Source organism: Myroides pelagicus (assembly GCF_009711055.1).
GTDB classification, from domain to species: Bacteria; Bacteroidota; Bacteroidia; order Flavobacteriales; family Flavobacteriaceae; genus Flavobacterium; species Flavobacterium pelagicum.
Map to the genome: position 1 here is coordinate 62,250 of NZ_WMJY01000013.1, position 21,663 is coordinate 83,912.

The 21,663-nt window shown below is 37.3% G+C and carries 12 protein-coding genes and 1 pseudogene; 8 read left to right on the forward strand and 5 right to left on the reverse strand.

Annotated features, from left to right (window positions below):
• Nucleotides 1-2: 2 nt before the first annotated feature.
• The 3 genes from GJV77_RS07450 to GJV77_RS07460 all read right to left on the reverse strand — a co-directional run bounded on the left by GJV77_RS07450 (nt 3) and on the right by GJV77_RS07460 (nt 5,968).
• On the reverse strand, nt 3-1,493 hold the full coding sequence (locus GJV77_RS07450) for a TolC family protein (protein ID WP_155035749.1): 1,491 nt from the start codon (nt 1,491-1,493) through the stop codon (nt 3-5).
• Complete coding sequence (locus tag GJV77_RS07455) at nt 1,483-5,334, reverse strand: efflux RND transporter permease subunit (RefSeq protein WP_155035750.1); 3,852 nt, start codon at nt 5,332-5,334, stop codon at nt 1,483-1,485. The genes GJV77_RS07450 and GJV77_RS07455 overlap by 11 nt, the downstream gene beginning before the upstream one ends.
• A 307-nt stretch (nt 5,335-5,641) precedes the next feature.
• The gene (locus GJV77_RS07460; protein WP_155035751.1) at nt 5,642-5,968 is read right to left on the reverse strand and encodes a hypothetical protein; all 327 of its coding nucleotides are present in this window, start codon (nt 5,966-5,968) and stop codon (nt 5,642-5,644) included.
• A 506-nt stretch (nt 5,969-6,474) separates the two neighbouring features.
• On the opposite strand from GJV77_RS07460, the gene GJV77_RS07465 reads away from it, so the two are divergent.
• The 7 genes and pseudogenes from GJV77_RS07465 to GJV77_RS14825 all read left to right on the forward strand — a co-directional run.
• Nucleotides 6,475-7,605, forward strand: coding sequence for a porin (locus GJV77_RS07465; protein ID WP_155035752.1), 1,131 nt, complete (start codon nt 6,475-6,477; stop codon nt 7,603-7,605).
• A 1,399-nt stretch (nt 7,606-9,004) separates the two neighbouring features.
• Nucleotides 9,005-12,364: a SusC/RagA family TonB-linked outer membrane protein gene (locus GJV77_RS07470; RefSeq protein ID WP_155035753.1), complete on the forward strand. Its 3,360-nt coding sequence runs from the start codon at nt 9,005-9,007 to the stop codon at nt 12,362-12,364.
• 10 nt (nt 12,365-12,374) lie between these two features.
• The gene (locus tag GJV77_RS07475) at nt 12,375-13,853 is read left to right on the forward strand and encodes a RagB/SusD family nutrient uptake outer membrane protein (protein ID WP_155035754.1); all 1,479 of its coding nucleotides are present in this window, start codon (nt 12,375-12,377) and stop codon (nt 13,851-13,853) included.
• 12 nt (nt 13,854-13,865) lie between these two features.
• Nucleotides 13,866-14,723, forward strand: coding sequence for a substrate import-associated zinc metallohydrolase lipoprotein (locus tag GJV77_RS07480; protein ID WP_155035755.1), 858 nt, complete (start codon nt 13,866-13,868; stop codon nt 14,721-14,723).
• Nucleotides 14,724-14,726: 3 nt separating this feature from the next.
• Nucleotides 14,727-15,581, forward strand: coding sequence for a DUF4302 domain-containing protein (locus tag GJV77_RS07485; RefSeq protein ID WP_155035756.1), 855 nt, complete (start codon nt 14,727-14,729; stop codon nt 15,579-15,581).
• A gap of 249 nt (nt 15,582-15,830) precedes the next feature.
• The gene (locus tag GJV77_RS14820) at nt 15,831-16,094 is read left to right on the forward strand and encodes a carbonic anhydrase (protein WP_205012524.1); all 264 of its coding nucleotides are present in this window, start codon (nt 15,831-15,833) and stop codon (nt 16,092-16,094) included.
• Nucleotides 16,095-16,109: 15 nt separating this feature from the next.
• Nucleotides 16,110-16,520: pseudogene (locus GJV77_RS14825) on the forward strand (carbonic anhydrase); the annotation flags it as partial.
• 121 nt (nt 16,521-16,641) lie between these two features.
• On the opposite strand, the gene GJV77_RS07495 reads toward GJV77_RS14825, so the two are convergent.
• Together GJV77_RS07495 and GJV77_RS07500 are read right to left on the reverse strand one after the other, a co-directional pair.
• Nucleotides 16,642-17,217, reverse strand: coding sequence for a Crp/Fnr family transcriptional regulator (locus GJV77_RS07495; RefSeq protein WP_155035757.1), 576 nt, complete (start codon nt 17,215-17,217; stop codon nt 16,642-16,644).
• A gap of 352 nt (nt 17,218-17,569) precedes the next feature.
• Entirely contained in the window at nt 17,570-19,657 is a 2,088-nt protein-coding gene (locus tag GJV77_RS07500) for an LTA synthase family protein (RefSeq protein ID WP_155035758.1), read from the reverse strand.
• A 240-nt stretch (nt 19,658-19,897) separates the two neighbouring features.
• On the opposite strand from GJV77_RS07500, the gene bioB reads away from it, so the two are divergent.
• On the forward strand, nt 19,898-20,914 hold the full coding sequence (gene bioB, locus GJV77_RS07505) for a biotin synthase BioB (RefSeq protein ID WP_155035759.1): 1,017 nt from the start codon (nt 19,898-19,900) through the stop codon (nt 20,912-20,914).
• Nucleotides 20,915-21,663 lie beyond the last annotated feature (749 nt).

Genomic DNA, 21,663 nt, shown 5'->3' on the forward strand with positions numbered 1-21,663 from the left:
GCTTATTGTTTTTGTGTCTGGCTACCTACAGCCATTAATTTGTTTATCGAAGCCACCATTGTATTGTAGTTAGCGATTGCTTCTGCCTTTTTTAATTGATAGTCCAGTAGTTGTCGTTGCACCTGAATGACATTAGTCAAATCACTTTTACCAGCGACAAATTCTTTAACTATCAAGTTGAATGTGGTCTGTGCTAAAGTAGTCTGTTTGTCGTATAGTTGAATAGTGCGTTGGGCATCGTCTAATTGATTTTTGTAGCCGTAATATTCCGACTTTAAGTTGTTCAGGGTGTTTTGCATGGTCTGCTGGCTAGACTTCCACCACATTTTACCTTCTTCTTGCTCAGCGTTGTATTTTTTTCTGAAAATTGGCAAACTCACGGTCAGCATCGGCATTATCATATCCTTTCCATTCATATCTCCCATGGCTAGCATTGGATCATTGGTTTTGCCCAGAATCATGTATTGTACACCCACTCCTAGCATGGGGTAGCTCATCTTTCTATCCATTGCCGACTTAGCTTTATAGGCTAAGCTTTGTTCCTGTATCATTCCTAGCATTGGATTGTTGTTTTCAATCTCACTAATGGCTTGATCGTCTGCCATCAAATAGTCTACTTGTCGTATTGTTTTGTCGATCGTCACTTCTTGATTAGCTTCGCGATTAAGTAGCGCATTGAACTTTACTTTTTCGGTTTTTACACTTGCTTGTAGGCTCTGTATTGTATTTTCTATTTCGATGATTTCTAGTCGTATGCGAAGTACATCAGACATGCCCATTGAACTACTACTTGTCATACTGCTCATGGCAGAACCTCCACTGATTGTGTTACTCGTACTAGGCGTGCTTGCTGCTGGTTGGTTTGCTGTTGTACTACCTCCCATACTCATGCCTCCCATACCAGCTGTACTACTACTACTGGCTGCTGGAGTAGAAGACGCGTTATTTGAAGTCATCGAGCTTGTATTGCTGCCAGCAGATACGGTAGGTGCAGAGAAACGTTTAAGAGCTAGTTCTTCTAATTGAACTAATAGCGATTTGTTTTGCTCTGCATTTTTTAGCTGCTGGTCTAGCTTTTGTAACACATACCATTGAGTATAGACTTGCAGTATCGTTGTTTGCTTGGCCTGTAGGTATTCTTGATATTTCATTTGAGCCATGTGATTGGCTTCTGTTTTTGCTGCTTTTTTCGTGCCAAACCACGGAAGCATTTGCATCAGTGTCACATCTCCAATTTGGCGCCCTCCCACGATTTCCATTGGTTTAGTATAAAACCCTAAAGACAGTTCAGGGTCTTGAAAGGCACCAGCCTGGTCGATCTGTTTTTCTGTAGCTTCATAGGCGTGGTATTGCGCCTGAATAGCTGGGTTTTGCTCCAAAGCTATTTGCAAATAGCTTGCGAGTGAATCTACCGGCTGCTGTGCCCAGCTGCTAATAGCTGTAGCAGTAGCAATGACGGTAAACAGTAAAGGTCTATATATCTTAAGCTTCATACGTTTGTTTGTTTTTTAGGTTGGCTTTGTGTTCTTTGGCAATAGCCCATTCGCGCCACCAGCATTGAAAGACAGGTACGACGAACATGGTCATGGATTGGATAAACATTCCTCCAAAGGTCGGAATAGCCATTGGTACCATTATTTCTGCTCCTTTTCCTGTAGAGGTCATTACTGGTAGTAGAGCGATCAGTGCCGTTGCGGTAGTCATGGCTGCAGGACGTACTCTCTTTAGTCCAGCATAGACTACTGCTTCTCTGATTTGTTCTTTGGTTTTAGGATCTCTTGCTTCAAAGGTGTCGTGTATATACGTACCCATTAGTACTCCATCGTTTGTCGCTAGACCGAATAAAGCAATAAATCCTACCCATACGGCTATACTTAGATTGATGTTGTGCATTTGAAACAAGTCACGCATATTCATCTCACCAATAGAGAAGTTCATAAACCACGGTTGTCCGTATAACCACAATAGAATAAAACCTCCTGCAAAGGCAACAAATACACCAGAGAAGTGAATAAGTGAAGCAGTAATGGTTTTAAACTGGAAGTATAAAATCATCAAGATCACGACTAAGCTAAGCGGAACAACAATCAATAGACGCTCAGAAGCGCGTTCTTGTTGCTCGTAGTTCCCCGCGAATTTATAAGTTACTCCTTTGGGCAAGGTTAGCTCTGCATTGTCTATCATATCCTTTAATACCTTGTCTGCTTGGTGAACGACATCTACTTCTGCTTTCCCGCTGATCTTGTCGAAAATCACATAGCCAAGTAAGAAGGTATTTTCACTTTGAATCATCTGTGAGCCCTTAGCATAGGTGATATCAGCGACCTCATTTAAAGGTACTTGTACTCCTGTTGCTGTAGGGATAATTAAATTACTCAAGGCTTCTGGATTATCGCGTAGCTCTCTAGGGTATCTCAGACGCACAGGGAATCGCTCGCGACCTTCTACCGTAGTGGTTAAAGTCATTCCTCCCACGGCAGCTCCGATGATCTCTTGAAGATCAGCTACCGTTACTCCATGTCTAGCCATCTTTTGACGGTTCAGGTGTATCTCAATATAAGGTGCACCAACTGCTCGGTCATAGAACACCGTTGAAGGCATGATGTCAGGTACGCTTTTTAACGCTGTCTCTAGGGCTTTACCTCCTTCTTCGATTGACTCCAAATCAGGTCCGGATACTTTTAGCCCCATTGGTGCACGCATTCCTGTAGATAGCATGACTAATCTTGCCTCGATAGGCTGTAATTTTGGTGCTGAGGTTACCCCTGGTATATGTGAGACATTGACGATTTCTTGCCATATATCATCAGCACTTTTGATGTGTGTTCTCCATTGACGGAAGAACTTACCAGATTTGTCTTGTATCAAACTATCTGCTGGGATTAGTCTAAAGCCATTGTCTGGGTGATAAGTAGAGTCATTGATTAAGATAAACTCTCCTTTGTTATTTGTTTTAAAGCGTTGACGATGTCCGCTTTCATCTAATATATATTCAGGACGATAGTTAATCGTGTTTTCAAACATTTGCGTAGGAGCAGGGTCTAAAGCTGAGTTTACGCGTCCCCACTTACCAACGGTTAGTTCTACTTCGGGTATATTGGTAATACGTCTGTCTAAGGTTCCTATGTATTGTAAGTTTTGTTCTACTCCTGTATGAGGCATAGAGGTCGGCATTAATAAGAATGAACCTTCGTTCAGACTTGGCATAAACTCTTGTCCAATACCTGGGAAAGTCTCTGATGATGCTTGCCAAAAACGCGTTTCTCTGACAGATTTCCATCCAACGGTTTCTAAAGAACTTGCGACAAAACCAAAGGTTGTATTAAATCCTAACCACGACAATAGCCCAAAGACTAAAGTAATAATCGGAATACTCATAAACTTCCAGCGATTGGCTAAGGTCCATCTCAAGATAGCTTCATAGTAGATTACTAATAACCATAGCATACCTAGTACTACACCGATGGCTAAAATCACGAAGATAAAGTTAAGTGCCGTACTCTGTTGTGTACCTAGTGGTAGCCATTCAATGGTCAAGTAATATATCGCTACCAATAATGTGATCGCAATATTGATATAGTTGGCTAGTTGTTCTGATTTCCACTGAGGCACAAATAGGTTGTTTAGTCCTACCAAAACGAGTGCTAAAGCAGTAAAATGACCTGTAAATATCGTTAAGGCTATTCCTGCAATAATCAAACCAATATTGGCAATCTTTCTGAGTTTTTTGCTGTCTAGTTTTGCTGAATATACATAATAGGCAATTGTCGGTAAGACAATGATTCCTAATATGAATGCAGAAGTCAAAGCAAAAGTCTTGGTGTAAGCTAAAGGCTTAAACAGCTTTCCTTCTTGTGCTTCCATAGCAAATACAGGTAAGAAACTAATAATGGTCGTAATCATAGCTGTGGTCAAAGCACCAGACACTTCGGTTACAGCATTAGAAATCAAGTTGACAAAAGCCTGTCCACGGCTCTCTATACCCTTGGCTTTTTCTTGTTCCATGTGTTGAATGATACTCTCGACAAAGACGACTCCTACATCGACCATCACACCAATAGCAATGGCAATTCCTGAAAGTGCTACAATATTAGCATCTACTCCCATATATTTCATAATAATGAAAGTGGCTAATACCCCAATGGGTAGTATACTGGAGATAATAATCGACGCACGTAGGTTGATAACCAGTACGATCACCACAATAATACTGATTAATACTTCATGAGCTAAGGCTGATTCTAGGGTGCCGATGGTCTCTTGAATCAGACCTGATCGGTCGTAAAAGGGAACTACAGTTACCTTAGAGATAGTTCCATCGGCTAAGGTTTTTTGGGGAAGACCAGCTTCCATTTCTTGTATTTTCGCTTTTACGTTGTTGATTACGTGCATTGGGTTTGCTCCATATCGCGCTACTACCACACCTCCTACAGCATCTACTCCTTCTTTGTCTAGTCCTCCACGACGCGTAGATGGGCCTAGATTGACAAATGATACGTCTTTTACTTTTACTGGTATATTGTTTCGAACCGTTACTACTGCCTCCTCTAGATCGCTGACATTTTTGATATATCCCAGTCCTCTAACTAGGTATTCTGCTTTGTTGACTTCGATTGTTTCTGCTCCGATGTCTAAGTTACTCTTTTGAATAGCTGTCATCACGTCCATAATAGAGACGTTATAAGCGCGCATAGCATCAGGGTTTACCTCTACTTGGTATTCTTTGATGTATCCGCCAATTGAGCCCACTTCGGCAACTCCCTCAGCAGAGGCTAAGCTATATTTAGCGTAGAAATCTTGGATTGTACGCAGTTCATCAGGATCCCATCCACCTGTAGGTTCTCCTGTTTCAGGATTGCGTCCTTCTAATGTGTACCAATATACTTGTCCTAGTGCAGTAGCGTCTGGTCCTAGTGTAGGTGTTACGTCTTCGGGAAGTGTACCTGCTGGCAATGAGTTTAGTTTTTCTAATATTCTAGAGCGACTCCAGTAGAATTCTACATCTTCTTCAAAGATGATATAGATGAAAGACATACCAAACATCGAGCTACTGCGTATCGTCTTTACTCCTGGAATACCCAATAGGGAAGTAGTCAGAGGGTAAGTGATTTGCTCTTGGATATCTTTTGGTGAACGCCCCATCCATTCAGTAGCGACAATTTGTTGGTTTTCTCCAATGTCTGGAATCGCATCAACAGCTACTGGATCACTTGGCAATAGGTTGTTGTGCCAATTAAAGGGAGCTGTAATTAGTCCCCATACTAAGATGAATACTAACAATAGTAACGTGATGACACGGTTATTGAGAAAGTACTTAATGATTTTATTAAGCATAATATGTTTTTTATAGAATGATACTTTTATCACCGATAAATAATCTCTAGCCCTATATCCATGCTGTCTTTTATAGAATATGGTAGAGGAACAAGCCCATAGTCGTTTTGTGCTTTTTGGACACTATAGCACATCGAATCAGCAATTGAAACAATCAGGCTACTGTGTAAAGCAAATTGGCTTACAGGTAAAAAAATCGGTAAAATAATTGAAAGACAAAGGGTTGTGTATGCTGTCTTTGTCGTGTAGATGTATCAGTACGCAAAAGCTAGAAGGCTATTGTCGTCTGTACAAATCAGGTAGGGTATCAAATTCTATAGGTACATATATAGGAAAGCCTATCAAGGCGCTCATACTTATATCCATCAGTATCTATAGTCGTAGGTGTAACCGAAGCTACATCGACAGATTTTAAATCGGTAAGGTAGTTTGAATTAAACCATTTAGTGCGAATAACTGCTGCTTTTTTTGCTTTTGCTACAGCGACTACTTCTGTTTCTTGTGTTTGTAAGTCTACATTGGATACCACTACACGAGGTGCGATACAGCACATCATGTCCATTGGATGAGAGTCAGTGTTTGTCGTACCTGTCGTATCACAACAAGACATTGGTTCTGCTGTTGTTTTTTCCATAGTACAGGTCATTTCTGCCTCCATGCAGTTAATGTCCAATAGAGGACTTGCACTGCCAAGTACAGAAAGGAATAGGAATAATATGGAAAAAAACTTTTTCAAACGTACAGTATTGTTTAGCTATCTAGTTGTTTATGCTGCAAATATAGAAATATATCTTTGATGTTAATGAACGTGACTCTCTGAAAATGATGTTAAATTAGAATTAAGTGTTATACAATTTTTGTGTTTTTTTACTTTTTGTAATTTGGGTATAGGGTGAATAGGCTGTGAATGTAGGGAGCTCTGTATATTCACTGGTGATAAAAAGTGTATTGCTTCTTTGTGATAGAGGATCAATAATTGAAGTCTAGGTTTATAAATTTCTTTTTGTATATTTTTTATCCTAATTGTATTTTAATTACCTATTTCATTATCTTTTTTTATTTTAACTATTATTTGTATAATTACAATTGTAAAAATTAAGGTTGCATTAACGTTTGAATCAAAAATTATAAAGTATATAAATGAAAGTAAAAAGTGTAGTAGCAACCCTGATGCTAAGTCCGTTTTGGGTGGGAAATCAGGTTGTAGCACAGCAAGTGCAAGATACCTTAGTCTCAGGTGAGCCTAAAACTTTGGTAGAGTTGGCAGTAGCAGAGATGGGATATGAAAAAAAACAAACGAGTCAGTCTAAGAGCCGCGTCAAGGGCTATTTGGATTCTCGCTATGAAAATTATACTAAGATTAAGTCAGGGGAAACGACTGATAGTCGGTTTCGCGTTCAGCAATCAAGAGTGTATATCAAAGGGAATTATAAAGAGAAAGTCAGTTTTGCGATGCGTTATAGACTCAATGCTACCACGGGAACAGATGCTTTAGAGTTCGCTTTTTTGGACTATAAAGTAAATGACCGCTGGACTTTGAGTATGGGGAAGCAATTTGTAGCATGGGGAGCGATGGAGTTTAGTTATAATGGCTCGGATCAATACATGTATACTAATATGTTGGGCTCAATGGACTTGTTTGCTCCGGGAGCGAGTGTTACTTATCATACCCAAGGGCAATCTTTTAAGGTACAAGGGGTATCTTTAAGTGAGCAATACAGTGCAGCAGCTTATCAAAACAAGGCATATGCAGGATTATTTTTGTGGGAAGGAAGTCTGTTTGGTGATCGACTAAAGACCAGGTATAGTTATGGGCTGGTACAGCACAACGGCAATAGATATTACAACTGGTTGATGCTTGGGCATCGCGTAAGTTGGAATAAGTGGATGGTCGAGTTGGATTGGATGTATGGTTATCGAAATGTCAAAGACGATCAATTGGCACTAATGAGTGCTGAAACATCTCCATACTATGTTAGGGATAATACCACGACAATGAGTATTCGCTACAAGACCAAGAAGTTTTCTCCTTTTATTAAACTCATGTATAACCACCGAAATGCTTTACAGGTAAATAGTGTCTATGCACAGCGCGGTATTATGGGGGCACTCGAGTATTATCCTTTTTCAGATCTGCTACTGAAGGATTTGCGTTTGTTTGCTACTTATAGTTATATTAATTATGACTACAAAGAATCAATAATAACTCCACAAGCTTTAGATGAACAGCAACTCTATATTGGTGTTCGTTGGATGGTGCCTTTGTTTTAGAGGTTAATAGTTAAAAAGGAAAAATAAGTGTTGTTTTTCCTTGCCAGTCGATCGATTGGTTCGACAGTTGATTTGGGTTTTGATATGGTAAGAGGAAGTAATATGGTTGAAGTGACTGCTGAGAGTATAATTATCTTTGTTTTATTAAAAAAGAACGACTGTGGAGTTATTCAACTTCTTCATGGGAAAACTATATGTATGCTTTACCGCTTAAATAAATTGGGAAGAAGCAGTTTAATGTAATTAAAATAGTTATTAAAAGACAAGGGCTCATTAGCTTCTTGTCTTTTTTTGGCTAAAAATGGACGAAATATTAGGTTGATGAATCGAAAGGGGGATGTCAATTAGATATATTAATGGGAGGTAGGAGATAGTTCTCTAATTATTCAATAGGTCATTACTACTAGAGAAGGAGATATGCTATCGTTCTTACTTTTTGAAAAACGACTACTTTTTTTATTGGATTATTCGAATGATGCACAATAGGGGAAACATTTTTTTTAGAATAAGTAAGTCGTTTTAGTGTATAGAGGTTTTAGAATAACGGCTTTTGTTGCCAAGCTTGTGCAATGAGTGCAGTATTCGTGCAGTTTACCTGCCCAGAAGTAGGTTCTTGGCAAGCAAAGTGCACGAATACTGCAAGTATAAGCCAAGGAAGCATGGGAAAGAATTCTCTATAAGGAAAAGGTCAGTTACAATAGTCGGACAGATAAAAAAATAAGGTAGGCTAAAGTGTTAGATAGTCTGATTTATAAGCGGTCTGTGAATAACTATTTGATGTAGGAAGGGGGGGAGTAAGGTAATATTTCGCTAATGGCTGCTTGCTTTCTGGCTAAAGTATGGTCTTGATAGTAAGTGGAGATACATAGATTGAAATACTTTAGCTGTGTTTTTGGTGTCAAGGGAATGTTAATGTTTTGTCGTGATGGTTTTAATAGTTTTTAGTTTCATTAGATTTTGTGATTTGGTAATTAGATATGATAAAGTATTAACTTAAACGATTTTAGGATTTGTCGGATAACTAAAGTAAATAGATTAAATTGAGAAGTTATATATTTTAGGTGTTTATATATTGTGTGTTAATTAATATAATTAATTGAATATAATCTAATTTTTATGTGTATAAATTAAATAATAAGTAGTATTGTGAATTACAAGTATTTGTTGTTTTTCAATAAATTTTTAGCATTGGTAGTGATGTTTAATAGTTTTGATGTTTGTTTTTTTAACTTAATAGTAAAGTTTATTTTTTATTTATTATATATTTGTTTGAATTATCCTATGTTTTATACTTGTTATTTTGAATAATTATTTTTTATGTTAATTTTAATGCCTTGTTAGGAATTCCGTAATATTTGTTATTTATTTGTTAATGGTTATTAATTAATAATTAACGTATATGAAAAGAATATTACGAGGGTTTCTTGTTGTGTGTTCGATCTACCTTTCAGGAGGAGTGATGATGGCACAAGTAAGAACAATCACTGGTAAGGTAATAGCTGCTAGTGATGGACTGCCTTTACCTGGTACGACAGTTATTGTTAAAGGAACAAATACTGCCGTACAAACGGGTCTTAACGGGGAGTACAGTTTATCTGTACAAGACAAAAATGCAGTATTAGTTTATCAGTTTATGGGATTTGCTACTTTAGAAAAGAAAGTAAATCAACAACAGGTGATAAACGTTTCTCTATTAGATGATTCTGAGACACTTGAAGGAATTACAATTACAACAGGGTACGAAAAGTTGTCAAAACGTACATTTACTGGATCAGTTAGTAAAATCACAACAGCAGAGTTAAAGGTTGATGGGGTTGCTGATGTAAGTAGAATGATTGAAGGTAAAGCAGCAGGGGTAACGGTACAAAACGTATCGGGTACTTTTGGTTCTGCACCTAAGATTACCGTTAGGGGGTCTTCTACTATTATGGGAGACACTAAACCATTGTGGGTTATTGATGGGGTAGTTCAAGAGGATATCGTAAACGTATCTTTTTCGGATTTAGCATCGGGTAACTCAGAGACGTTATTGAGTTCGGCTATTGCAGGATTAAACAGTAATGACGTAGAGAGTATCGAAATCTTAAAAGATGCTTCGGCTACTTCTATTTACGGATCGCGTGCGATGAATGGGGTAGTGGTAATTACGACTAAATCAGGTAAGCGTGAATCTCCACTTAAGATTAACTATACCATGGAAAATACCATGCGTACCGTGCCGCGTTATTCACAATACGATATCTTAAACTCTCAGGAGAATATGTCTATTTTACAAGAGATGTCTGAGAAAGGTTTGCTAGAATATCCAGATGTGTATCAAAACCGCTATGGAGGGGTATATAACCTATTGGCTCGCCAAGTAGGGACAGTAAATCCTGACGGAACGTTCAACGTGGTAAACAATCAAGTTGATCGCAATGCTTTTTTACAAAAGTATGAAATGGCTAATACGGATTGGTTTAAAGAGTTGTTTAGACCGTCTATTGCACAAAACCACACATTGAGTTTTACTGGAGGGGGTAAAAATAACGCTTACTTTGCGTCTATTGGTTTTTACAACGATCCGGGATGGAGTATTGCTGATGACGTAAAACGTCTTACAGTGAATTTGAAAAACACTTTCTTTATTACTGATAAGTTTAACGTAGCTTTGGGAGTTAACTTCTCTAATCGCGATCAAACTGCTCCAGGTTCGTACAACAGTAAAACCGATGTAGTAAATGGAGGAACCTCACGTGATTTTGACATCAATCCATTTAGCTATGCTTTGAATACATCGCGTACACTTCGCCCGTATGGAGATGATGGTGCGTATGAGTTTTACCGCATGAACTGGGCACCATTTAACGTCTTGAATGAGTTGGAAAACAACAAAATCGAGATGAATGTGAAAGATATTAAAGCGCAATTAGATGCAGATTATAAGATTTTGCCACAATTGACGTATAATATGAATGCTTCTGTTCGCTATGCAGTATCGCGTAGAGATCACAACATTATGGAAGGGTCTAACGTAGTAGGTGCATACAACGCGAATGAAACAACGATTGTAAATAAGCAAAATATCTTCTTGTATGAGGATCCAACAAATCCAGATGCACCAAAACAAGTGGTATTGCCAAATGGAGGTATTCGCTACAGATATACAAACAATTTACTTTCGTATAACGTAAGAAATAGTTTGAGCTACCGCGAGATGTTTGGTGACAAACACGAGCTTGAGGCGTTTGTAGGTACTGAGTTGCGTAGTGTGGATAGAGAGTATGACAAAGTAAGTGCTTTTGGTCTTCAGTTTGACAAAGGTTATGTACCACATACAGATCCACGTTTATTAGAGAAGATTATTCGCGAAGGAGGGTCATACTACAGCTATGATGAAGAGCGCGAGCGCACAGTAGGTTTCTTTGGTAAGGCGAGTTATATCTATGACAACCGCTATATTGTATCGCTTACAGGGCGTTATGATGGATCAAATAAACAAGGACAGAGTTCGTCTTCTCGTTGGTTACCAACTTGGACAGTCTCTGGTAAGTGGAACGTAAAAGGAGAGAAATTCTTAATTGATAATCCAACAATTAGTAATTTATCACTTCGTGCAGCTTATGGTTTAACGGCAACTACTGGACCTGCTACCAACTCGTATGCAGTATATAAAAGTAGAATCATCGACCGTGAGTTTACTAGTGAAAGAGAATCTCAAATCCGTATCGAAGATCTTCAAAATGACGATTTAACATGGGAGAAATCATACGAGACTAACATTGGGTTAGATCTTGGATTGTGGAATAACCGCGTTCAATTAGTAGTAGATGCTTATCAAAAGAAATCATTTGACCTTATTGACTTAGTTACAACATCTGGTATTGGAGGTCAACGTACTAAATTTGGTAACAATGCCGATATGACAACTAAGGGTATTGAGATTGGATTGACAACTAAAAATATTGTTACTCCTGACTTTACTTGGTCAACAACACTTAATGCGTCGTACTACGATCAGAAAATTGACAAATTACAAAATGAGTCTCGCGTTATTGACCTGGTTAATCCAACCGGAGGTAATGTTGTGGGAAGACCAAGAAACGCTATCTATTCTTACCAATTTACAGGATTGAATGATAAAGGTTTACCAACATTCATTATGCCTGATGGTGTAACAGATAACGTATTTGGAGCAAATTTCCAACACAGAGGAGAAGGGATTTTAGGATACCTTAAGTATGAAGGATCTGTTGAGCCAAATAAATCATTAGGATTTACAAACAACTTTAAGTACAAAAACTGGACACTTAATGTGTTTGTGGTTGCTTCAGGAGGTAATAAGATTCGTTTAAACCCATCATTTAAAGGAGATTATACAGACATGGACGTATTTACTAAAGATTTCCAAAACAGATGGATTAATCCAGGTGATGAAAACGTAACTGATGTACCTGTGATTGCTTCAGCTCGATTAAGATCAATCTACGGTGACTCAGATATCCGTAAAGCCTACAATACGTATAACTATTCAGATGCGCGTATTGCAGATGGAGGATTTGTACGTTTAAAAGATGTATCACTTACTTATGAATTCCCAGAGTTATTGAAAAAACAATTGAGATTATCTAACTTCTCTTTGCGAGCTACAGCTAGTAATCCTTGGTTGATTTATTCAGATAAGAAACTAAATGGACAAGATCCAGAATTCTTTAGAAGTGGAGGGGTTGCTTTCCCAGTAACAACTCAGTATAGCCTTACGTTAAATGTTGGATTTTAATTAAGACACAATGAAAAGAGTAAAAATAATAGTAGCCAGTTTATTAATTGGCTTGTCAGCGGTATCTTGTGACAATTTTTTGTCTGAGTTACCAGATAATAGAACTCAGCTAGACTCAAAAGATAAGATCGCTGATTTATTAGTATCAGCTTATCCTATCTACGGTTATGCAGGGTTTACAGAAATCATGTCTGATAATGTAGATGATAATGGTAAGAAGAGTATGACTCGTGATTATAATCTATCAGAATATAAGTGGGAATTAGAGGAGCGTAACTCTCAGGATTCACCATCGGCTTATTGGGATGGATGTTATGAAGCGATTGCCTCAGCGAACGATGCGTTAGAAGCGATTGAGAAATTAGGCGGAGGGCCAGAGTTAAGTCACTTAAAAGGTGAGGCTTTGGTAGCGCGTGCTTATGCGCACTTTATGCTTGTACAGATTTGGAGTAAGGCGTATAATCCAGCAACAGCGGATTCGGATGTTGGTATTCCTTATGTGGACAAACCAGAGCGCGTACTAATCCAGCACTACGACAGAGGAACAGTAGCTGATGTGTATGCAAAAATTGAAAAAGACTTAGAAGAGGGTTTACCTTTATTAAAAGATAGTTACAAACAACCAAAGTTCCACTTTAACAGAACAGCTGGTCATGCCTTTGCGAGTAACTTTTATTTAGTAAAAGGAGATTGGGAAAAAGTATTAGAGCATTCTAATTATTTAGGATCTAATCCAAAGATGCAATTACGTGACTATCTTGCATTTAGTAAATTGGGATATCTTGAAAAATACCAAGCCTATGCAAGACCTACAGTAAACTCTAACTTACTATTGGTAACTGCAGTATCAAATCACTGGAGAAATAATATTTGGTCAAGATTTTGGTTAACTGAGGACTTAAATAGAGAAATATTTGGTCAAAATGCTTTTGGAAAAAATTGGTTATATAGTAGTATTTCTTATACTGCTTCAGGGACCTATGTTTATCCAAAATTAGGTGAGTATTTTCGTTTGGATGATCCATCAGCGGGTACCGGGCTTCCACACGTAACATATGTGCTTTTAAGTAACGATGAAAATTACTTGAATAGAGCAGAGGCTTTAGCAATGAGTGGTCGTATCGATGAAGCAGTAGATGCTTTAAGATTATTTACAGGAACACGTACAATTGGTTATAAAGCTTCTGATGATGCTAAATTTACATTAGCTAAATTAAGATCTATTTATGGTAATGATGCAATGAAGTTAAGTCCTTACTACGATATGAATGAAGATCAAGCAGTTGTTGTAGCAGCAGTTTTATCTGCTAAACAAAGGGAGTTTATGCACGAAGGAAAGCGTTGGTTTGATGTTAAACGTCACAATATTGAAGTTGTTCATAAACTAAAAGATGAGGCGGATATGATTTTGACAAAAGATGATTTAAGACGTCAATTGCCTTTACCACTTCACGTAGTTAGTGCAGGTATTCCAGATAACCCAAGATAAAAATCAGACACAATGAAAACAATAAATAGATATATAGCGCTATTTTCACTTGTGGGTGCATTAGGACTTACAACCTCTTGTAGCAAGGAAGATAGTCTAGGAGAATCTCGATTGAAGGTTACTCCTGAAGAAAAATCAGCTTTAGATAACTGGATTGATGATAACTATACTTACCCATATAATATGGCAGTATTTTACCGTTGGGATCCAGCTAAAGTAGATATGGATAGATACTTAACGCCTGTAGCTGTTGAGAAGGTTCAGCCAACTTTGAAAGTAATTGATAAGATCTGGCTAGAGAGTTATGAAACGATTGCAGGAAATCAGTTTGTTAAGCGTACTGCGCCTCGTGAATTAGTGATGGTAGGGAGTATGAATATGAATACTGGAGCAACTGTAACTTTAGGACTTGCCGAGCAAGGCGTTCGTATTTCTCTTTTTCAAATCAATTCATTGGATTTAAAAGACAAGGAACAAGTAGAAGAGTTTGTACATACCATTCAGCACGAGTATGTACACATTTTAAATCAGGCAGAACCGTTTGATGAATCAGAGTACGGTAAATTGACAGCAGCGGATTACAGAGGGGATTGGCATTTAACAACGGATAAAGAAGCATGGGCTTTAGGATTTATTTCAAACTATGCGCGTTCAAATGCTACTGAGGATTTTGCAGAACAAGCCTCATGGATGTTAAGAGATATAGTGGGGTATGAGGAAATCGTTGCAAAGGCACCAGCTTCTGGTCGAGCGCTAATCAGACAAAAAGAAGCATTAGTAGTGGCGTATTACAAACGTGCTTTTGACATTGATTTTTACGAATTATGTAATTTAACAACTGCCAATACTGAGGAGGCTATAAAACTATAAGTTATGAAAAGAATTTTAATGCATATAGGGGTTTTGGCTACTGTTATCGTTTCGGCAGTATCATGTCAAAGCGATAACTTTGATAGTAAGTTTGATGAAAACCCAACAGAACGTTTAGAAAATAGACGTACGGAATTGAGAAACGAATTAGTCTATAGCACCTATGGATGGAAGATGACTTATTTCACAGATGATACACAATTGGGTGGATTTACACATTTGTTTAAATTTATAGATGATAGACGTGTTGTCATGGCAAGTGATTTTTTTGCAGTAGGAGATTACAATCCTTTACAGCCTAAGGAAAGTGAGTATAAACTGCAATTGAGTAATACAATTGGTCTATTGTTTACCACCGATAACTATATTCACTTATTGGGTAATAATTCAATTGTTCCACCAAGTAGAGAAGATTTATACGGTGTAGGGTATAAAGGGGATTTTGAATACTCTTATTATAGTTCGGAAGGTCATTCAATTTACTTTAAGACTGTTCGCGATCACATCGGTATTAAGTTTGAGCGTGCTACACAACAGGATTGGAATGACCTTCAGTTTAACCAGATTACTTCCGATGTTTTAAAAGGGAAGAAAAAGCTGATCATCAGTAATGCCTCTGGAGAGACTCAGGAGTATAATTTTAGCTTTAAATGGGATACTCGTTTTGCTCGAATAGTAACACCAGACGGACAGTATTCAGTTAATAGAAATGCTGGAGTAGGCGTAGGACTTAGAAAAGATGGAATCATCATTAGTCCAGCGATTGACTTAGCAGATGGAACGGCAGTTACTGAGTTTCGCTTAGAAGGAGGATCTTTCAAAGCAGAAATAAACGGTAATACCGTGACAATTTTATAATGGAGTTTATAAAGTTTGTTATATAAGGGGAGTGCTTTTAAGCGCTCCCTTTGCTTTTATTATAGCTTTTCGTTTTTAAATAGTATTAGCGTTTTTTTGGTGTATAGTACTATGATTGGGGGTAAGAGACATACTTTTTGAAAAAAGTTGTAGTAAATACAAAACTAAAAATCAAAGAAAAGTTATTTATCTATTTTAATGCTATTACTAGCTCTAGTGTCTTGTCAAAAAACGAAAACCACTAATGCGGTGATACAATCGGAAGACAATCTATCAGTATCAGCTCCAACCACAGGAAATTTTGATCGTGTGTTCGACCAGGTATTGTCTAAAGAACAACAAGAAGCGCTATCGATAGAAGATACTATCCAAAACTTAAAAGCAGGTAATGAGTCTTTTATGAACGATGAATTAAGCCTATTAAACACAACACAGCGTGTAAGAGCGTCTGCTAATGGCCAGTATCCAGAGGCTGTAATTCTTTCTTGTATTGATTCACGTGTGCCCGTATAGAGTGTTTTTCACAAAGCAATCGGTGATATTTTTGTCGCACGAGTAGCGGGTAACGTAGTAGATACCGATGTTTTAGGTAGTTTGGAGTGCGCTTGTAAAGTTGCGGGCTCTAAAGTGATTGTGGTATTAGGTCATGAACATTGCGGTGCTTTGACCTCTAGCATTAAAGGGGTGAAATTAGGCAATATCACTTCGGTATTAGAAAAGATACAACCAGTGATAGCAGAAGTGAATAAATCATTTATTGGAGAGAAAAGTGCTTATAATTCCGATTATGTGGAAGAAGTATGTAAGCTAAACGTAGCAAATTCTATAAAAGAAATAAGAACAAATAGCCCAATTCTTGCTGAGATGGAAGAAAATCAAGAGATTAAAATTGTTGGAGCTGTCTATGATATGAAAGAGGGAAGAGTTACTTTCCTATAGTAGGATACTACAACTTAAAGGTTGCCCTAGTCACGGAAGGAAGCTAACATTTAAGTGATAGGTGTAGGAAAATACCTTTAAAACAATAAAAAAGCATTGATCTAGTCAATGCTTTTTTGCTTTATAATTCTTCTTCTGATATTTTCTTTAATGCTCTGTTAAGTGTTCTAGTTGTAATGCCCAGATAAGAAGCGATATCTTCTTTGGTTAGTTTGAGCTCTTGTTTTTCTTGTAGCTCTAAGAGTTTTTCCAGTGCATGTTCTACAGTATAGAGCTGCTGGAAAGAAGCTTTTTGGCTTGTGTGGTACACGCGTAGGGCTTCTACCTCTAACAAAGCATTGGCAAAGGTAATATTGGTTTTGAGTAATTCATTAAATACTGATACAGGGATGACATAAGCAGTTACCTCACTAATAGCCTCTACAGAGGCAAGGCAATTCTTCTTGCCTATGACTTCTATTTCTCCCATTATTTCTCCTGTTCCTAAAAATTCAGGAATATATTCTTTTCCGTTTTCTTCGGTAATAAAACACTTGGTAATACCTTGGTTGATGACAATGATTTTAGTCACAGGATCACCTTGGTGTAATAAAAAATCTTTTGGTTTATAGGTTTGTAATATGATGCGATCAGCATATTCCTTAGAATTTGCTAAGGATTCGATATACTGTAAAAAACTAATATTGATTCTTAACATTTTTTTTTCGTGTTAGGGACAAATGTCCTATGGTGTGGTTACAAAAATAGTGAAATTTGCTCTATCAAAGTTAAGTAATTATCTATTTAAAGCTTTTACGATTAGGGTATGTTTTAAAAAAGATTAGGGCCTTTACTTACTTTGATCGGTTGCTGCTAGCACGGCAATTGAGCATTATACAAGTGATAAAGTGTTTTTTTCATAAAAGCGGGAGAACAATGTAAGTGGTGTTTTCCCGTTTTTTATCGAAAACCAAAAGCAGGAGTCACAAGGTATAACCTAAATATGAGTTGTGTTGATTATAGTTATAAAAAGGGAGGATAGCCTAGCTGGTGTTCTCCCTTTTCTGTTTTTATTTATCATATTGGTTTTCTTTTAACTCCTTTGCGGTTAGTTGATAAAAGCTAATGGCTTCGATTAGCTTATTTTGATCAATATTTATTTGAGGAGTTAACCCGATTAGTGTTTGATTTTTTGCCTTGCTTTTAAAGGTGTATTGTCTAGCCTTTTTATTAACCCCTAATATGGTTAGGGTATTGTCTCGAATATAGCCTAAGTCTTGGTAGGTTGCGATAAAAGCTCTCGGAATATAGTCTGCTGCTAAAGCGTCCGATCCAATAAACTTAGAGGTATAATTAAACCCTAGTATTCCCAGCAGTGTAGGCATTACATCTATTTGAGAGGTTAGGTAATTAATCTGTTGTTCTTCAGGGTTACTCGGGTCATATATAAGTCCAAGAATGCGGTATTTGTCTAATGGTAACTGAGTCTTTCCAGCGCTAGAGGCACAGTGGTCAGATAAAATAACAAAGACGGTGTTGTCGTACCAAGGTTTATCTTTTGCTTGCTTAAAGAATTGGGCAATGGCATAATCTGTATATCGGACTCCTTGATAGCGTCCACTAGAGGCAATATCTGTTGTATTAATTTTGTCTTTTGGAAAGGTGAAAGGCCTGTGGTTACTGATGGTCATAATGTGAGAGAAAAAAAGTGTGCCACTTGCATAGTCCTTATCCATTACTTGAATAGCTTTGTTGTACATATCTTCATCACATACCCCCCAAACATTGGAAAAGGTAATTTCTTCAGGAGTAAAGCTAAACTTATCGACAATCTGATAATCATTACTACCAAAGAAACTGCGCATATTGTCAAAATAGGCGTCTCCTCCATAGAGGTATTTCACGCTATAACCGTTTTCTTTAAAGATACTTCCGGTAGTAAATTTGTTCTTGTTGTCTTGTCTTTTCACTACACTTTCTCCAGGGGAAGGCGGGATACACATGGTTATGGCCTCTAGTCCTCTAACAGTTCGGTTACCTGTGGCATAGAGGTTGGTGAAGAAAAGACTTTTTTGCGCTAAAGAGTCTAAGAACGGAGTTAGTTTATTCTCGTTTCCATAATAGGCCATGAAATCAGCACTAAAACTCTCAATACTAATTAATACTACATTCTTTTTGGATGAAATACGATCAGATACAATCTCTCTAGTTAATGGTGTGTTGGCTTTATAGTTTGGATAAAACTGTTGTAGTTGTTGCTCTATGGTCTTGTCATCAACTGTTTGGTAGAAAGTAAAATAATCTAAAGTACTTTGATCAAAGGCGGTATAAAATTTATACAAACCATTACTAGAAAGCTCTTCAGTAAAGATATTTTCGCTCTTAGCCGTATTCATGAATTTTGGCATAGCCAGTAGAATAAGACTAAGTAATAGGATATAAAGGCTGCCACTGATTAGTTTTTGCTTAAAGTTAGGGAGATGTGTAAGGCTTTCTTTGGTTTGTACATATATATAATAGGTCATTAGTATTGTGAGTATAGCTACCCCTGTAAATAGAGGAATGACAGGATAAGATTCCATAATATTGCCGATGACTTCGTTGGTATACACCAGATAGTCCACTGCAATAAAGTTGTATCTTACACCAAACTCATTCCAGAAGAAGAATTCGCTTATGGTATTTTGTACCATGATTAGTGAGAATAGAAACAAGACAAAGATATAGTTGATTTGTCGTATCCTTAAGCGATAATTAGGTAAGAACAAACATAGTCCGAACATCAGGGTTTTTACCGAGATAAAGACAATGACTATCTCAGGAAGTACTCCGCCGTATTCATTAAATATCGTGTGACCAAAGGTTACCCAACCCCATAAAATAAGGAGAGTTCCAAAAATAATTAGTCCATAGGGGAAATTGTATTTACTATTGGAGAGAAAGAGATAGTACAACTCAAAAAAGATAAAGCATAGTAAGAAGATGAAACTATCTCGTACAGCCCCTAAGCCTAGTATTTGTAAGTATTCTATCACAGAGAAGCTAGTAGTTGTTATGGGGTGGTTTATCAGCACTAAGCGCAATAAGAAATTGAGTAATAAATAGGCGGATAATAGATAAGCAAAGGGCTTATAATGAGATTTAAATTTGTTTATCATTAATTAGGTGATTTGTTAGTTTTGAAATATTAACGAGTATTAGTAGTTTTTATTACTAAAAATCGTATAATTAGTAGTGTTAATCTACTTACAATTAATAAAGAATGAGTTTGTTGTAATTTGCAAAGTCAGTTGGCAGGTGTTTGAATGTGTGGACTAGGTAGAATTATCAAAGTGGACTAGTCTAGCCAGTAGAACAGGTCATAGTTTTGAGCAATAACAAAATAATGACTACAAAAAATGAAAAGTACTACACCAGTGAACAAACCAGTACAGTTGCGCACAGATTGGACCAAAGAGGAGATACAAGCTATATATGACTTACCGCTGATGGAGTTAGTCTATCAGGCAGCTAGTGTACACCGCGCATATCATCCAAAGAACGAAATACAAATCAGTACGCTATTGTCAATTAAGACAGGTGGGTGTCCAGAGGATTGTTCGTATTGCGGTCAAGCAGCGCGCTATCATACCGATATAAAGGTACAGCGCTTATTACCCACAGAGACTGTATTAGCGCATGCCCAGAAAGCCAAACAAGCGGGATCTTCTCGATTCTGTATGGCAGCAGCATGGCGAGAAGTAAGAGATAATAAAGACTTTGACCGTGTGATAGACATGGTTAAAGGGGTAAATGAAATTGGGTTAGAGGTGTGTTGTACTTTAGGAATGTTAACCGAAGATCAGGCCAAGCGTTTACAGGAGGCAGGACTATATGCTTATAACCACAACTTGGATACTTCTGAGAAGTACTATGACCAGATTATTTCTACGCGTGGTTTTGACAATCGCATCAATACAATTAACAATGTACGCAAGGCAGGACTTACAGTCTGTTCGGGAGGTATAATAGGGTTAGGGGAGACTACAGGGGACCGCGTGTCTATGTTGCTCACTCTAGCCACAATGGAGAAGCACCCTGAGTCTGTACCTATCAATGCGCTTGCTCGAATCAAAGGGACACCACTAGAGGATTTGCCAAAGGTCGAGATTTGGGATATGGTGCGTATGATAGCTACTGCGCGCATTGTGCTTCCAAAGACAATGGTTCGCCTTAGTGCTGGACGTATAGAGATGAGTGAGGTAGAACAGGCATGGTGCTTTATGGCGGGAGCAAACTCTATATTCGCTGGAGAGGAAGAAACTTTGTTAGTCACACCAAATCCAGGGCTAAACAAAGATATGCAGATGCTAAATAAACTAGGGTTGTCGCCGATGATCCTAGAGAAAAAGCCGACTTGTGAAGCTGTAGAATAGAAAAAAGACTACTGCTACTAGAGGATAAAAACTAAATAAGCTTAGGCTTGTTTAGTTTTTTTTGAATATAGCGGTTTCTTTCTGTTTCTGTGTAAAAGCAGTGTAAGTGTTATGGAAAATTATATTTCATTAATAGAGTGTTAGTGTTATTGTGTGGAATATGTAAAAAATGCATCTTTTTATAAAACTTATACTTGTTGTTAACGGCAGTTTAACCTTGTGAAAATATTGCCAAATAAATTTGTAACTGTGAAGGTAAGTTGTTGGTAGTTAGTTTAAATAGAAATGTTAAAAAAAGGTGATTTGTTAAGTGCTACTTATTGGTGAAAAAAACTGATAAATATCAGTAAGCGTCTTTTTATGTCGGTGTAAATTCGAAGTGTTCATAAGGGTTGAGAGAAAAAAATCACAATAAAACTGGATAATTCATTGGTATTTTGTTTAAAAGATGATATGATGTTAATAATTTTATATAAAACAGCTGTGTGTTTGAATTATTGTAAAAAATTAACTATTTATTTAGAAAATAGATTAAAAAGATGTACTTTTAAGAATATTACTTAATGTAATTGAGAAATGAGGAATAGATAAATAACAAGTAGTTAAAATAGATAGCAATATGAGGAATTTAGTAAAAGTAGTAGTTAGTGCATGTTTGCTTGCTGTAACAGCAGGTTTTCAGAGTTGTTCAGCAGATTCAAGCAACAATATAATTCGTGAATTCAAGTTATAAATGCAACATTAGTCAT

Excerpts from the sequence above, each read along its gene's own strand:
- GJV77_RS07485 (WP_155035756.1), top strand. The coding sequence starts at position 14,727 with ATGAAAAGAATTTTAATGCATATAGGGGTTTTGGCTACTGTTATCGTT.
- GJV77_RS07465 (WP_155035752.1), top strand. The coding sequence starts at position 6,475 with ATGAAAGTAAAAAGTGTAGTAGCAACCCTGATGCTAAGTCCGTTTTGG.
- bioB (WP_155035759.1), top strand. The coding sequence starts at position 19,898 with ATGAAAAGTACTACACCAGTGAACAAACCAGTACAGTTGCGCACAGAT.
- GJV77_RS07475 (WP_155035754.1), top strand. The coding sequence starts at position 12,375 with ATGAAAAGAGTAAAAATAATAGTAGCCAGTTTATTAATTGGCTTGTCA.
- GJV77_RS07455 (WP_155035750.1), bottom strand. The coding sequence starts at position 5,334 with ATGCTTAATAAAATCATTAAGTACTTTCTCAATAACCGTGTCATCACG.
- GJV77_RS07470 (WP_155035753.1), top strand. The coding sequence starts at position 9,005 with ATGAAAAGAATATTACGAGGGTTTCTTGTTGTGTGTTCGATCTACCTT.
- GJV77_RS07450 (WP_155035749.1), bottom strand. The coding sequence starts at position 1,493 with ATGAAGCTTAAGATATATAGACCTTTACTGTTTACCGTCATTGCTACT.
- GJV77_RS07495 (WP_155035757.1), bottom strand. The coding sequence starts at position 17,217 with ATGTTAAGAATCAATATTAGTTTTTTACAGTATATCGAATCCTTAGCA.
- GJV77_RS07500 (WP_155035758.1), bottom strand. The coding sequence starts at position 19,657 with ATGATAAACAAATTTAAATCTCATTATAAGCCCTTTGCTTATCTATTA.
- GJV77_RS07460 (WP_155035751.1), bottom strand. The coding sequence starts at position 5,968 with ATGGAAAAAACAACAGCAGAACCAATGTCTTGTTGTGATACGACAGGT.
- GJV77_RS07480 (WP_155035755.1), top strand. The coding sequence starts at position 13,866 with ATGAAAACAATAAATAGATATATAGCGCTATTTTCACTTGTGGGTGCA.